General features: G+C 38.1%; 12 protein-coding genes. 2 read left to right on the top strand and 10 right to left on the bottom strand.

What is annotated here, in order from left to right:
• Positions 1-15 precede the first annotated feature (15 nt).
• From BUB28_RS05780 to BUB28_RS16710, 10 genes are all read right to left on the bottom strand, one after another.
• Positions 16-996, bottom strand: coding sequence for a hypothetical protein (locus tag BUB28_RS05780; RefSeq protein ID WP_072949714.1), 981 nt, complete (start codon positions 994-996; stop codon positions 16-18).
• Positions 997-1,052: 56 nt separating this feature from the next.
• Positions 1,053-1,580, bottom strand: a complete 528-nt coding sequence (locus BUB28_RS05775; RefSeq protein ID WP_072949712.1) for a DnaA/Hda family protein — start codon at positions 1,578-1,580, stop codon at positions 1,053-1,055.
• Between the two features lie 15 nt (positions 1,581-1,595).
• On the bottom strand, positions 1,596-1,871 hold the full coding sequence (locus BUB28_RS05770) for a hypothetical protein (protein WP_072949710.1): 276 nt from the start codon (positions 1,869-1,871) through the stop codon (positions 1,596-1,598).
• Positions 1,872-2,063: 192 nt separating this feature from the next.
• Positions 2,064-2,654 carry a hypothetical protein gene (locus BUB28_RS05765; RefSeq protein WP_072949709.1) on the bottom strand — a complete coding sequence of 197 codons (591 nt, stop codon included), beginning with the start codon at positions 2,652-2,654 and terminating at the stop codon, positions 2,064-2,066.
• Positions 2,655-2,911: 257 nt separating this feature from the next.
• A complete protein-coding gene (locus BUB28_RS05760) occupies positions 2,912-3,421 on the bottom strand; it encodes a hypothetical protein (protein WP_072949707.1) in 510 nt (169 codons plus the stop codon).
• A 369-nt stretch (positions 3,422-3,790) separates the two neighbouring features.
• A complete protein-coding gene (locus BUB28_RS05750) occupies positions 3,791-4,429 on the bottom strand; it encodes a DarT1-associated NADAR antitoxin family protein (protein ID WP_072949703.1) in 639 nt (212 codons plus the stop codon).
• A gap of 101 nt (positions 4,430-4,530) precedes the next feature.
• Complete coding sequence (locus tag BUB28_RS05745; protein WP_072949701.1) at positions 4,531-5,484, bottom strand: hypothetical protein; 954 nt, start codon at positions 5,482-5,484, stop codon at positions 4,531-4,533.
• Positions 5,485-5,802: 318 nt separating this feature from the next.
• Positions 5,803-6,321, bottom strand: coding sequence for a hypothetical protein (locus BUB28_RS05740; RefSeq protein WP_072949700.1), 519 nt, complete (start codon positions 6,319-6,321; stop codon positions 5,803-5,805).
• Between the two features lie 51 nt (positions 6,322-6,372).
• Positions 6,373-7,140: a helix-turn-helix transcriptional regulator gene (locus BUB28_RS05735; RefSeq protein WP_207647084.1), complete on the bottom strand. Its 768-nt coding sequence runs from the start codon at positions 7,138-7,140 to the stop codon at positions 6,373-6,375.
• A 658-nt stretch (positions 7,141-7,798) separates the two neighbouring features.
• Positions 7,799-10,327, bottom strand: a complete 2,529-nt coding sequence (locus tag BUB28_RS16710; RefSeq protein WP_139277518.1) for a dockerin type I repeat-containing protein — start codon at positions 10,325-10,327, stop codon at positions 7,799-7,801.
• A gap of 679 nt (positions 10,328-11,006) precedes the next feature.
• Here BUB28_RS16710 and BUB28_RS05725 point away from each other — a divergent pair.
• Both BUB28_RS05725 and BUB28_RS05720 read left to right on the top strand, forming a co-directional pair.
• Complete coding sequence (locus BUB28_RS05725; protein ID WP_072949697.1) at positions 11,007-12,818, top strand: hypothetical protein; 1,812 nt, start codon at positions 11,007-11,009, stop codon at positions 12,816-12,818.
• Between the two features lie 3 nt (positions 12,819-12,821).
• Entirely contained in the window at positions 12,822-15,155 is a 2,334-nt protein-coding gene (locus tag BUB28_RS05720; protein ID WP_072949695.1) for a phosphoadenosine phosphosulfate reductase domain-containing protein, read from the top strand.
• Positions 15,156-15,157: the final 2 nt, after the last annotated feature.

The following is a 15,157-nucleotide window of genomic DNA, read 5'->3' as shown; positions in this document are numbered from 1 at the left end:
TGATAACAGAATAAATCATTTGAGATTTGTAATAATAAATGGAACTGCATCTATCATTTTCCTTTCACTGTCCCATGACAGTTTTCCAAAAAATGATAAGGAGTTGAAATGACCTCTTGAACCTAATATGAATGCGTTATTACTCTCTGCTCTTCGGCGATGTACAGGCAACTTATGATCTGTATTATTGAAGTAATACTTGTTGAAATAAATGTAAACCGTTATCTCCTCGTAGCCATATCTGAAACGTGTACCGACTCCATCAGGATTCAATGCGAAATACAAGTAACGAAGCTTAGATACACTAAATGAAGCATATATAGGCTGTTTGCTTTTTTTCACGGCATTTAAAATCTCTTCCTGAGTATGGTAAAGCATATTCTGCTTTGATAAATGCCTTTCGATTTCTATCTTGAAATCTACCACTGAATGACTGTTTTCCGGCTGATAACCGTCAAGAAGTGTGTCAGGAAGCTTAAGTTTTTCAATGTTCTTTTTTATTACATCTGCATCTGCAGCAAAATAGTATTTATTATCGTAATAGCGTCTCTGCCTTTCTATGGCATCGTACACTTTGTGATATACGACTTGGTTAGGATAGTAATTATAATTCGAAAAAATCGAAATGCCAGTGTGATAGAAGTATTCCAGAATAGCCGCAGCACAGCCTGCGCTTCTGCTCTGACCGTATTCGCACTGACAGATGATATCCTTACCGCTATTGTAGGCTTTTACAATGAACATAGCCATATCATCTGCCTCTGGGAAATAAATATCGTATGTATATCCCTTGCGTTTGAGAACCTCAAGATCAAGATCCTCAAGCTCGCTATAGAATACGTTCTTGCACACTCCGCTGTAATCCACATGGGTATAGTCCTTGTCGATACGCTTAATAGCAGGATCGTAGAAGCTGATTACAACAGTATTAGCTGGAAATGATCCTTCTGCTATAATACGCTCGATTACTTCTCTTGAATATACAGTTACGGTCATCGAAACCCTCCATATTTTCTCTACAAAGCCCTCGATTGATTATCTATATTTTCAATTTAAATCAGCTTGTTAATATACGCAGTTGTGATTTCTGCAAAATCACCCCAGAAAACACGACTAAACAAACGTTTTTTAAGTCCATCATGTGCTTCTTTCTGTGAGAAGGTCATCATGAAACGCTTGCTAGATTCGTAAAACGCATTGAAAAGAAGTATAAGCTCGTCCTGCGTTTTCTCCTTTCCTGCAAGTTCCTGTATATCATCTACAAGAAGAACATCTGCCTGCAAATATTTCTCACGGAACTTCTCTGCTGAACCGCCATTGCTGATTATATTTGTAAGAGAGGAAACCATATCCGTTGTTGTTGTAAGAATCACATTAAGCTCATACGCATTCTGCTCAATCGCATTTTTAACAGCATATAGCAGATGAGTCTTGCCTGTTGCTGTGCCGCCGAATATTGCAAGCGGCTTTGAGTCAGTATTTTCGGCAAACTGCTTCGCTTTATCAAAAGCTTGGCTGTTTGTTTTGTTGACCTCAAAGCTGTCAAATGTGAATCTGCTGCCCTTCTTATTTTCCTGCATAATTCGACCTCCTTATCAATAATCCCTTATTGTGTATACAGGATGGCCTGTTCCATATCCCTGAAAAACCTGATTGTTCTTAATTGTATAGACTGGATGCCCTGTACCATAGCCATGATATAACTGATTACCTCTTATTGTAAAAACTGGATGTTCCGTTCCAGAACCTTGGTATATTTGATTTCCACTAATTGTGTAGACAGGACGTCCAGTACCATAGCACTGATAGACCTCATTTCCGTTAATCGTGTAAACAGGATGACCAGTTCCATAACCTTCGTATACTCTCATAACAAATCTCCGTTCCGTGCACAGCACATATATGGCGTTGTTGGCTTATCAGCATTTATATAAAAAACTGACCTTTATGCAGAAATTCCACTGCATATCCCAGTGCATCACCGGCTACCCCGCCTATGAGGCAGCCGAAGAATTTAACGTTATTGCGCATTTGTCTCTTCTAAAGCAGACAGATTTTGTGTGTTACTTCGTATTTTTGTCAATGTTGTTTATAAACTTATCGACATAGAAGCCTTCGTACCTGTTGGAGACAGTTACTAAATTAACATCTATTTTTTGGCAGAATCGACTATAGGCATCTATGTACTCGCCGTAGTCCTTTTTATCTTTATAGGAATAATTCTCCTTTAAGTATATTGCGTTTATGCTGTCGTAAATCGGAAACATATTTGGATAACAATGATGACAATACTTCGAAGCAAATGATAGGAGAAATCGTCCTCTTGTTTTAGCAGCCTTTGCTAAATCGATAACAAGAGCTGCTGCAACATCTATATCTTTGGTTCCTATTCTTGATTGAAAACTCTTGCTAGCTATGAAGGCTGCAAGTTCTCTGCTCTCGTCTGCCAATTCTGATTTTCCAAAAGACAAGTGTGTGGAATACTTTGAGTTTATTGTTTTTATCTGTTGCAATGCTGTCTCACAATCTACTTTTATTTTGAAGCTGTCTAGAAAATCCAACTCGCTCTTGAACCAATGGAAAGCTTCGTTGTTGGTTTTGAGATCCTTTTTGAACTGCTCGTAGCCTTTTTTTGAAACCTCGTAATTTAACATAAACATACCTCCCGAAAAACAAATGTGTGTTTTAAGTTGTGATTTATAATCTGCCAGCCTGAAACCGAACTTCCGCTGACAAAAAAGTTTTTATTACAGTTCCCACACCTGTTATCATTCATCAATTAAAGTCAGAAACATTGAACACTGACCTAAACCAATAACTGATAATAATAACTATAAACTATAACACTGAACATGAACATTAACCGTTCATATTCAAAAGGCAAGTGTAAGAACTGTAAACGGAAAACACTTTAGATGTCTATCTCAAATTCTACGGTACTGTTAATGAGATCGAGTGCTGTCTGAGCCTTGGCAAGCATATCGGACAGTTCGATATAACGCTTGTTGGCTTCCTCTATATCGTAATTGGTATATTGGTAATCGAGAATCGCACTGTTACCGGAATAGCCTGAACTTACGCGGACTTTGGGCATAGCGTCCCTCATTCCGCTAAGTAAAGAGCACTGTTTGTTGAGTTGCGGAAGAAATACGAGCATCTCGTCGATGGTCATATCAAATTCTGGAACAACAGTTGTTGTGTTGAATATATTTAATGCGTGCTTGAGTTTGCGTATCTTCCTCTCAACTTCTGCCTGAGCATCACGCATTTCCTTGAAGTTATACTTTGGACGAACAGATTCGATGTCCTCCTGAAGCGCAGCAACAAAGGTCTTTGTTTTTCCCTCACGAACCTGTAATGTACGCAGTTCGTCGTTAAGCTGACGCAGCATCTTCGCTGCTTTTGCGGATGTAATTAACATAAGTATTTCCTCCTTGAAAATAGCCTTATTATACTTATTAACTGAAGGCGGTTACTTCAGCGCTCCGTATTTTACAAATGCAGAGCATCCTCCGTTCGCCTGTTTTGTCTGTCCCCGATATCCTGAATTTTGATTCTGACATTTCCCTGTATCCATAGGGCTTATGACCTCTAACCTCGACCCCCAACGGTCACAAACAATTCTTCTTCCTGACCAGCAGGCACAAGTCGCACAGTATTTCGCATCGCAAGTGTACTGATACATATACTTACCTCCTGACTTAAAAACAGCTCAATGAATACGTTTTTCTTCTGTGATTATATTATATCACAGGGCATAGGTCAAAACCGCTCTATGTCGTATATGCCATTAGCACTTTACCACTTCGCTATGGAAACGTATAAAGTCTGAAACGTCAAAAGAAGGTATCTCGTTATAAAGCTCAAGCATAAGACGGATAATTGCTACCGATTTCGCTTGAGTGTTGATGCTCCTTTGAGGATTGAATTCGATATCCGTAAAATGAGTATACCCTTTGATTTTTTCGATTTCTTCGGGAAGGAGTGTTTGTTTAACGGCATTGATATAAATATAGTCGTAGAAAACGGTTTTGGGCTCAAGCGGAAAATCTATACCAGAATAATTGAAACCCAAAAGAGCTCCTGAAATATGAAGTCTATCGTCTCTTTTTGATTCTTTGGGACTAACGTCCAACAAATCACGATATGGACCTCCGTTTGAAAAAACTTTTGAACTCTGGAAAATATTCTCTAATGTGTATCCGTTAAGCTTAAGATTGAAAGCACTCAGCTTAACGCCAAGGTCAATTATCCCCTTTGTACTTATTTCCAGAGGAGTTGCTTTCTTATTGGCTGTTTTTACTGCATTATGCAGTGCGACAATGGATCTTTGCTTCTGAGCCAAAGAAAAGCCTGCGAACCATTGAAACTCGTACTCGTTTTTGATGACCTTACCGTTTGATGTAGAATAAACTGGTCTTATCGCCATAAACTATACCTCCTGTCTAAAATTAGACAATGAATATGTGTTTTTCTCTTCTGTAATTATATTATATCATAGAGGATGGGGCGTTTCCGCCCCAACACCAGTTAAACAACTTCCCATGCGAGTTCCTGTATCTTGTAGATCATTTCCTCGCAAACATCATCTATCTCCTTGCTATTGCTATGCTTGGAAAGCGCTAAAGAACAAGATTTACCTGTTGTGAGGCAACTAAGGATAATTACTATGTGATTGCACTTGTTCTCATATTGTACTTTGATATCCCTGTTATGAAGAGTTAAGTATCGATCCACAAACACATCACTGTTCCAAATTAAGCTCGGATTTGAAAAAGGATGTCTTAATCGATTTAGCCCATTCTCTGTCTGCCTGCCTACTAACGCTTCTCTGATAAGATCATGCTCTCTTACGGAATCTGTAATACTAAAATTGATGATCTTTGGTTCTAAGGTCATGTCCTGTATCAAGCTGATAAGATACTCAGTATCATCATCTGTCTGGTCAACAATCGTTGAGATGTTAAATCCTGTGTCAAGGCAGTAAAGATTTACACAGATCCATCCGTTATCCTCCCACATACCATGAGGATAAAAGTATACATTGATTTGACGATCATGAAGTTTGAATATAAAGCTTTCTTCGCCTGCTCCTTTCCAACGCTCCTCAATGGTATCCTCATAGCAACGACAATACTTTTCTACAAGTATATCCCATAACTCACTATATTCTTCTTTAGATTCGATCGCTTCTATATTGAAAATTTCCAGTTCCTCGACATCAAGTGCGAGCCAAAGTATCATTCTTATCAGTTTTTCTGTATTTTGAGCTGAGCCGTCATAGCATCCGCTCACACTTCTCATAATGTTTGGGCAATACATTTCGACTGAAATTAAATCATTACAGTCAAAAAAAGCAATTTCTATTTGACGACAGTTGTGTTCTATTCTGTTTTTTTCGGTACCCTCAACTCGGAACTCGACATAAGCCTCGAAGAATTTCTGACATACCTCTACCCATGCCGGTCTTGTATAATAATCCATATGTTACCTCCTGAAAGAAAGTCATGGTTTTGGTTTTCTTCATTATACTACTCAAAAATTTGAAACCCGAAGATTCAGAGGGGTGAATAGAAAAATCTCCTTTTTGCACAGATTGACAGTACTCAAAATGTGCAGAATGTATATGTGCTCTGTGAAGTGCCTATGTTTTTACTGTGATTATATTATATCAAAGGAGGATGAGTATAAATGAACTTGTGCCTGCATGGTATAATAATTATTTTCGTGCTTTTTCTATTTCATATTATAGCAAAGGACATAGGGCGTTACTGCCTTATGTCCTATAGCCTAATTATAATATCAATTTTTATTCTGTTGCTCACGGATAAACTCATTTATGATATGAGCACACTTTTGATAAGACTCTGAATCTAGAATCTTGATTATTTCACGAATAGTCGCCTTTGCCGCTTCTTCGGAAGAAAAGTCAGGAGTTATCGACTCATGAAATTTAGAATTGTCTGACGCAAGAATAGCTCCTTCTTTTTCACCAATAAAGCTATAACCCTGCGCTTCAAAGCATTCTCTTGCCTTACGATATAATTCTTCATGACCTTTTTTGGTTTCCAAATGAATAGGTATATTGATTTTTGATACATTTGTTATTGGTAGTCCTCTTTTCCAATTCAATTCAAAATGGAAACTGATATTAGACCATTCATCAGCAGAAATAATACTCCAAAATTCGTTTTTATAGTTTCCAAATTCTAAATTATTGAGGAAACGATATTTTCCATTTGACAACGCTTCCAACTGGTGAGCAATCCACATATCCTCATAGTATCTTGTCATATCTTCTGATAAAAAAGTTGTACTCATAATTTTCCTCCTTATTATTATATCACATCGTATGTGACATTATTGACTTACTTATTTTTCGTACTTGCTGAGAGCATTTCTTAGTGTTTCGGCTATTTGTTCACGCAAGTTTTTAGGTGAAAGTACCTCTACTGCGTCTGCAAATTGTATTGCCCAGTGTAGCATTGAGGCTTCGCTTGCTTCAACGTGAACTATCATCATATCGTCAGGCAGCGTTTCAATCCTGTTATTCGTGCCAAAACTATCCGCAACATCGTTCATCATATACTGTTTGCATTGAAATGTGATATGTACGGGAGTACCGCTCCACAGATTCGGATGCGTTTTTATGTAATCGGAAAGCCTGATACCTGCCGAAAAGCCTTTCAACGTTCTCAGTTGAGTTGCAGGCTCATCGTTCTTGGTGCAGTCCTTGATACGATCAATACGGAAATGTGTAAGATCATCGTGCTCCGGAAGATTACATATCAGATACGAGTGGCCGTTCCTGGATACTATCTGATATGGATTGACGTTATAAAGCTTCTTTTTACCGCTACTGTCAAGTTTATATTTCAGCTTACCATCTATCCCGCAATCACAGTAGTGGAAGGATGCTTGTTTTCCGTCTGCGATAGCACTTCCAATGTTTTCGAGTGTAATATAAATCTCTCTGTTTATTACCTTATCGCAAATCTCCATATCTGTATTCTTGATAGTAGAGAGAAAAGACTTGCTTGATAAGCCTTCAAGACGACCTATTAGGCTGAGGCGTTCTTTCTGTGAAATTCCGTCAGAAGCAAGCACATTGTCGATAAGCAGACGCAATTCTCCATCCATAAACTCATGAACATAATACCAATCTGTCAATATCACTTCGCTTTTTCCGTTTTTACCTTTACGGATTATAGTATCATTTTCATGTTCGCTGCCACGATATCTTATGGGAAAACCAAATTCGATCAACTTTGAAAGATTGCGTTTAACGGTCTTTTGAGCGACATTCATTCCATATTCTGATTCTATAAGATCTTGTATCTGCTGTTGAGAGAGTCTGTGATCAATGTCTGAGTGCTTTTGTAAAATATGAAGAATGTCAAGTATAATCAATTTCGGTGGTTGACTACCTGCCATAATAAGAAACCTCCTGTTCAGATATTTAATGAATTAAATGCGAGATGAAAAGGATAGCCTTATATACTAAATTAAACTTCATCGTCATGGTATTTATCATATAAGACAATTATAACATTTTAATTCGATGCATTAAAGGATATTTTGTTAACAATATACCAGATTTGCTGTTTTGTGGTAATGTACAAGTGTATGTCATTAATGTTGTATATAATGAATATAAAGTGTCTTCCTGTAATGTGAAGATCAGTTGTTTGATACTATATCCTATACTGTGAAAGAAGATACTGTAACTGATGATGTGTATATATGTATCCTCAGTATAACTATAAAGAATTCCGCCCATGACGGGCGGAATTTCATTTTATATGATTTCTAATTGTATCTTGCTGCCGCCCCATTCAACGACTGTAAAACCTGTTCGCTCAAAGGTCGATAACTGCTGCGGTTCGATATCAATTGCCTCATCCAACGGAACATATGCCATAAATACACGCAGTAAGCTGTCAGGTGCAGGTGTTATGTTCAGTTTGGCAGAATCAGTATAGGCATCGCTCTGGAAAGAAATGAGATTATACCTGTTATGCTCCATTAAAGGCAGCCAGTATACTATGAACTCGTTCATTTCATCTTCGGTCAGTCCCATATATGAGAGCTTTTCCTTGAGGAAACTCTCTGTATCGCTGCCTGCGACGCAGAAGCCCTTCGAGAAGTCGAATCTTGTACGGCAGTTTACTGCGTCCCAGAACAAATACTTATGATGTGTACCATCAACCTTGTTCAGGAGTGTGCCGTTAGGATATGCTGTTACGTCCCAGCCGTTGTTGTACCTTGGGTAGGTCGTATAAAGGTCTGAAGAAGTCAGTTCAAGCTCAACGTGAACGTCGGTCTCTTTCTCGGGGTAGAGATAGATGACTGGCTTATCCATGTATACCTCGTAAACGATCGTCGGAGTTTTGCCATCGTCTTCTACTGTTCTGATCCAGCCATATTGACCGCAGTATTCGGTAAATATCCATTTATCGTTATTATCCTGATATCCTAATTCTGAGAGATGAGTACCTTTATAAATAATTGCTACATTCTCATAGCTCTCATCCGGGCCAAGATATAATCTCAGACAATCTGTAACAGTACGTATTGGTCCGCCGAAACTGCGCTGATCAGGTTCTAAATATTCTGTAGCATTCCGATTTATGAGTTCTTTTCGCATCATTATTAAGTCAAATATATCTATCTTGTTATCACGGCAGAAATCAACTGCTCTCCAGTTGAAAAGTGTGATATCTGATGCAGAAAGAAGCCACTTTTGCATTATCAAAGCATCTGAAACAGTGAGACAGCCGTCTCCGTTGACATCACCGTTCGGTACCCATTCCAGTTTGCATGACAGTTCGACCTTGTTGTTCCCTTCATTTACGACTTCAAACTCAGGTTCGCAATAGCCGCCTCCGGCCATATCAGATATGATGTAATAATAGCTGTCGGGATCGTATACGTTTATATCATCGACTGTACAGGGGTTTGACGTTATACCATAATACTCTGTTTTACCGCTTGCAGTGACCTTCATAATGCGGAACGCATCATCACATTCAGGAATACCGATCAGTTCACCTGTATCCTTATCATACAGAGTGATAGTTGTTGAATATGATGTGGTCTTTTTACGGCTTTTTAGTTTTATTACAACATCGGCAGTTCCATTGTCGTATTTTGTGACGGTCATATAATCTTCAGGGATTATTCTGCCATTTTCATATCTCGGATGAGGATCGGCCGTTTCAGGGATCAAATATCCTTTTGGCGGATCACTCAATCCGAATGAAAAATTATCTGCGTCAAGGTGAAAACCTGTGCTCTTGTCAATTGCCGGATTTGTATAAAGCCAGAATGGCTGACGGTTCATAATGCACTCGCCTTCAGGTGTGTCATAGCTTACATTTGTCCATATATAAGGAGCGTCATCTTCGGGAACAGAAATAGGCTTGCCGGTATCATAGTCAACAAGTGTATATCTCATATTTCCCTTAAGCAGTACGGTCTGTGCATCATCTATAACCACACAGTCGGCAAGTAATGTCTTTTCTATTGCAGTGGGTGAATTGGAAATAAAGTAATTTTCGGTATAGTCATACGCTATCTTTGCATACCCGTCTTTTTCAGCCTGAAATACCCGGATCTCATGTTTTGTACCGCCGTCCAGGGGTTCGGTTGTTTCCTCACTGCAATCTGTTGAGCACAGAGACGATATGACAGTACTATCATAATCACTTTCACGGTTAAGGATCCAGTAATGCCCTGTACCGATATCAGTATCAAGGCAGAATACAACATAATTGTCTTTTGCTGATATACAGGAATTAATACTTTCATACTCCATGTATTCCTCGATGCAGTCGGGAAGCCAGCCGTAGATATCGGTTTCTACAGCCTGCGTTCCGAAACTTGTAAAGGAGTATTCCTGCTGCAATACAGAATCACGACTGAATTTGACCTTGAAATCAGGCGGCGTTTTCCATGCGCTTTTATATACCACAACTTCATATGCAACATCGATGTCTTCATTAACAAATACATCATGGCAGTATTCGGTTACCAATGCTCCTGAAGTTTTTATCTCATACCTTGCTTGGCTGCGATACTGCTCTTTGAAAACAAGACAGATCAGATTGCTTTCATTTCCCGAACCGATGTGAGTTGCACCGTACTTATTGCGGAAGCTGACAGCTTCCTCAAAGGTTGTGGGTATCCAGTCAGGAATAGAGCTTTCTGTCATGAATTCTTCTGCATATACTTTTGATGTATTGCTCACATCTGCATTATCTGCAGAAAAAGGGATAATTGCGGTTGCAGCAGCGGCAATTGCAGCAGCTATCTTCTTGAATTTCATAATATTCACCTGCCATTCTTCTGATTTACAGTATATAACTGCTTTATTTCATTATACAGCGATATCTCGCTGAATGCAAGAGATAATTGTACTTTAGTCTTATAGGCTTTAACGTATGATGAAGGTAAAATGTGCGGCTGGATTCGTAAACTTTCTATGAACACACATTCTTATCTTTTTAACTCTCAGAGAATACTGTACGGAGCAGGCTTAAACTTATACCCGATACTTTTCTGATTGAAAACCGCCAGAAAGGTCGGAAGTATTATCTTCTTGATCTTGACGTGGCAGATAAACTTTTTGATGATTGATATTTCGGTACCGCCTTCGGGCGGCTCTTCTTTTTTACCATCAAAACTAATTATTTACAATTTAACATAGAAATATGATTTGTCGTGTGATATAATTCAATTAAGAGTCACAAAAAAGTCAATTGATTTTAAATTTTTTTGCTGTATTTTGCATATAATCTCGTCTTGTTAGAATAAGATAATTCTTTGCGTTTGGCTTTTCTATTTAAAGCAGTTGTCGATTTAGAAATGGCATGAAAACAGCGGGAATTAAAAATGTTAAACAGGCTATTTCGTTGACTTTTTTGCGGATTTGTGTTAAAATATAGGGTGCTTTTGCGCTAACATATTAGCAAATGACAGGATTCTAGCTTGAAGGGAATGATAGTATGCGACAACCTATTTGGAGCTCATTTGAAGTTGCTCTTTTGATTGATGCATATTGGCGTATAGAGAACGGCCAAATCACAAAGAAACAAGCTGTTTATGATATATCATCAATGTTTCGTCAGTATGCTGTCAACCAAGGAATCGATATTGATGATACCTATCGCAATGAGAATGGCATCAGCATGCGTTTTGAAGAATTACGATATTTGTTTACTGGAGGTAAAACTGGAATAAAGAACACCTCAAAACTTTTCCGTATTATGATAAATTATTATCAGCATAATCAGGAGAAGTATCAGAGAATTCTTGGTACAGCTAAAACAATGTTTGATGATTCGTTTCAAAGAAATAATGGAACGGATAATCATGCTGATACCAGTATTGATAATCATGCTGAAGAAAGTCAGACTGTCAAAGATTGTTCCGATGACATTTTAAACAGTATTCGCGCTCTTCTTGACAAGCGTTTTTCATACGGTTTCAAAATTGATTCAATGCGTGATTTGATACGCTTTAGAAAATTTGCAGAAGAAGAGGATATTGGTAGCATACCAGAGAAAGATGATGAATTAAGATTATTGATTCTTTCTGCTGGCACGTTTATAAATGACAAATTGTTTGCAGAAAATAAAGATCTGTCTGTTGAGCTCCAGAAAATAGTACAGGATATCTTTAATGATGGAAATGCTGTAGTCTATTATGAAGCTCTGTTAGAGCATCATTCAGAATGGATGAATAAGCAGCATATTCTTTCAGAAGAAATGCTGAAAGAACTGTTGCAAAAACAATTTCCTGAATGCTATCATGCAAAGCGCTTCATGATAAATGGGAAAAAGCAAACGGAAAAAGAATGCGTTTCATCAGAATTAAAGAGAATCTGGGGAGATTCAGTCACTCGAACAGTAGATAGCCTCGGTGAGAATCTACCGTATATTCCTACTGAGAATATATGGCGAGCTATTTCTGGTAGTTTGAATTTTACGAGAGTATCAGAAGGCTTGTATTTTCTCAATGATAAACTGATCATGACAGAGGAAGAATGTAGCGCAATAATTGAATATGTTGATAAGGCTTATGAAGAGGAGGGATTTGCGTCATTGGGCGATCTACCTATTGATAGCGTGGAAGAAACTAATTATGAGATCCCTCTTTCTACAATCCAATCAGCAATATATGGAAGACTACTGTCTTCAAAGTACAATCTTAACGGAAGAATCCTAACAAAGGAGAACTCTGAGCTGAATTCAATAGTATTGCTTAAACAATACCTTGCTAAAAAAGAGAGCTGTACATTTGATGAACTATCAGAGAAGAATATTGAACTTACAGGTGTTCCAAATAGAAAGAACGTGTTTCAGGCATTGTATGAGAGTATGGTGCGAATTGATGTTGACCAGTTTGTAGCTCCGGGCTATGTTGAGTTTCCGATAGAGGAGATAGATAGGGTTCTTTCGGGGCTGATTACTGATCATTTCTGTGCAATAAAGGAGATCACTTCATTTGCATTGTTCCCGATGTGTGGACAAAGTTGGAACCATTACTTGCTTGAGAGCTATTGCTATCTGTATAGCAAGCGATATTCTTTATGTCTGATAAATTTTAATGATAAGAATGCAGGTATTATTTCCGAAAAAGATTTCGGGAAAAGCTATATAGAAATGCTTGCAATTGCTGCTGCAAAGACAGATCTGGAATTGACTCCCGAAACAATAGGTGCTTATCTGTTTCAGAATGGATATGCCGCCAAAAGTAAGTTCGGGCAACTGGATGAGGTTGCGGCAATGGCGAAAACACTTAGAAAGGATCTTTGATTCATGTATTCATATTCCTTTGATACACAAACAGGAGGAATTTTACTTAATTCAACCCCAACAAATTTTTCAAAAGAACCCAGACCGGTATACAGCCCGGAAATGGAACTGCTTGGTTTTCGTAACTACTGGGATTTTGATCCTCAAGAAGAAATCCCTTATCTTTGGGCAGAGTCTACTGCGTATTGGTATCGTGGCACTTTAATTGCAAGAATAAAAGGTGGTGACTTATATAATGCACCAGAATTACAGCCGGTGATAGAAGAGGATGGCAGTATTCCATATAGTCGTGAAAAGGGAAATATTCTTCGACCGATTGACATCGAAGCAATGTGTGAAAAAAACAAAGACTTGCTCACTGTCATCGAAGATTCAACGGTTAAGATGATCGTTAAAGAATATGAAAAATTCAATAAGAAACTTGATATCTTTCATGTTGCTTTTTCCGGAGGAAAAGATAGTGCCGTTTTACTCGATTTGGTTAAGAAAGCATTACCTAAAGGCAGTTTTATCGTCATCTTCGGAGATACCGGTATGGAATTTCCTGATACATATGCAGCGGTAGAATATACAAAGCAACAATGTGCGGATGATGGAACACCATTTTATACAGCACGATCTCATTTTGATCCACATGATTCATGGAGAATCTTCGGTCCGCCTGCAAGGGTTCTTCGCTGGTGCTGTAGTGTTCATAAAAGTACACCGCAAACATTGAAAATGCGCGAGATAACAGGCAAAGACGATTATATCGGAATGGATTTTGTCGGAGTACGCGCACATGAAAGCCTTGCCAGAAGCAAATACGAGTTTGAAAATTTTGGAAAAAAACAAAAAGGTCAATACAGCTTTAATCCGATTCTTGAATGGACATCAGCTGAAATATGGCTTTATATGTTTTATAACAAGATTTATATTAATAATACATACCGTAAAGGAAATGCTCGTGCTGGCTGTTTGTTTTGCCCTATGGGTGGAGGTGCAAGTGATTATTTTCGTCATTGTTCCTATGAAAAAGAAATTGATAGATACATTTCGTATATAAAAGATTCATACAATTCAACTGATCCGAAGCAGGTAGAATCATATATTACAAATGGCGGGTGGAGCGCGCGTAAAAACGGAAGAGACCTTCGCGATAATAAATTTCGTTGTGTTGAAAGCACAACAAAGCATATTTTGACAATTACTGTTACTAATCCTTCTACAGACTGGAAAGAATGGATTAAAACACTTGGAATGCTTAGTGTAAATGAAGAAGATTATTCTATTCGTTTTGAGGGGGATACAATCCATTTTCAAGTTAAAGAAACAAAAAATGGGTATGTTGTATCAATCCCTGATTCAATCGTAGTTGAAAAGCCAAAGTTTTCAAAGATGTTCAAGCAGGTTTTCAGAAAATCTGCATATTGCGCAGCTTGTCAGGTTTGTGAAACAAACTGTAGAAATGGTTGTATAAAGTTTACTGATGGAAAACTGACCATTACAGATTGCATTCATTGTTATCAGTGCCATATGATTGACAGTGGATGTTTGTTATTCCATTCGCTGCGTCATCCACAAGGAGGAGGAAGAGCTATGAAAAGTCTCAATTCTTTTGCCGACCATGCACCTAAGCGTGATTGGCTTGTTGCATTCTTTGATTTAAAGGAAGATTTCTTTACAGAGCATACGCTTGGACCGATGATGTATGACATGTTTAGACGCTTTTTGAGAGATGCTGGGTTAAATGAAAAGAATCATTTTACACCATTTGCTGAACTGATAAGCGAGATTGGCTGGGAATCCGATACAGCACTGGGACTAATGCTTGTAAACTTAGCAATGGAGAATCCACAGATAGCTTGGTATATCAATAATATGGATATTGGATACTTCTATGAGCGAAATCAGATAGAAGAACGTCTTATCGCTTTAGATGTTAAACCTAAGGATGCAAAATCAATTGTTAAAGCGTATAAAAGAATAACTGACACTCCATTCGGTACCAGCTTGAATTTTGGTTATGTTACCGATGATGATGACATGGTACGCGCGAAGTGTTCAGTAAGTGACAATCGTGTAATTCTTTATGCTCTATATAAGTTTGCTGAAAAATGCAATATGGATAAGGAGTTCCATGTGTCATACCTTATGGATGATACCATCGATAGGGATGGCGTAAGTCCAATTAGGATATTCGGCCTTTATGACGAGGAAGAGTTGAAATCTATTCTGCTCGGTCTGTCTTCAGCTTATCCGGAATATATCAATGCAACATTTACAAATGATCTGAAGACAATTACTCTTCGTGATAAAACATCAGATGACGTATTAAATCTCTTCCGGGAGGACTAAAC

The organism is Ruminococcus flavefaciens (assembly GCF_900143025.1).
In the GTDB taxonomy this organism is placed as follows: Bacteria; Bacillota; Clostridia; order Oscillospirales; family Ruminococcaceae; genus Ruminococcus; species Ruminococcus flavefaciens_I.
Note: the sequence above shows the minus strand (reverse complement) of the source record. Positions and strands in the feature narration are given on the sequence as shown.

Excerpts from the sequence above, each read along its gene's own strand:
- BUB28_RS05780 (WP_072949714.1), bottom strand. The coding sequence starts at position 996 with ATGACCGTAACTGTATATTCAAGAGAAGTAATCGAGCGTATTATAGCA.
- BUB28_RS05775 (WP_072949712.1), bottom strand. The coding sequence starts at position 1,580 with ATGCAGGAAAATAAGAAGGGCAGCAGATTCACATTTGACAGCTTTGAG.
- BUB28_RS05770 (WP_072949710.1), bottom strand. The coding sequence starts at position 1,871 with ATGAGAGTATACGAAGGTTATGGAACTGGTCATCCTGTTTACACGATT.
- BUB28_RS05765 (WP_072949709.1), bottom strand. The coding sequence starts at position 2,654 with ATGTTAAATTACGAGGTTTCAAAAAAAGGCTACGAGCAGTTCAAAAAG.
- BUB28_RS05760 (WP_072949707.1), bottom strand. The coding sequence starts at position 3,421 with ATGTTAATTACATCCGCAAAAGCAGCGAAGATGCTGCGTCAGCTTAAC.
- BUB28_RS05750 (WP_072949703.1), bottom strand. The coding sequence starts at position 4,429 with ATGGCGATAAGACCAGTTTATTCTACATCAAACGGTAAGGTCATCAAA.
- BUB28_RS05745 (WP_072949701.1), bottom strand. The coding sequence starts at position 5,484 with ATGGATTATTATACAAGACCGGCATGGGTAGAGGTATGTCAGAAATTC.
- BUB28_RS05740 (WP_072949700.1), bottom strand. The coding sequence starts at position 6,321 with ATGAGTACAACTTTTTTATCAGAAGATATGACAAGATACTATGAGGAT.
- BUB28_RS05735 (WP_207647084.1), bottom strand. The coding sequence starts at position 7,140 with ATGGATGGAGAATTGCGTCTGCTTATCGACAATGTGCTTGCTTCTGAC.
- BUB28_RS16710 (WP_139277518.1), bottom strand. The coding sequence starts at position 10,327 with ATGAAATTCAAGAAGATAGCTGCTGCAATTGCCGCTGCTGCAACCGCA.
- BUB28_RS05725 (WP_072949697.1), top strand. The coding sequence starts at position 11,007 with ATGCGACAACCTATTTGGAGCTCATTTGAAGTTGCTCTTTTGATTGAT.
- BUB28_RS05720 (WP_072949695.1), top strand. The coding sequence starts at position 12,822 with ATGTATTCATATTCCTTTGATACACAAACAGGAGGAATTTTACTTAAT.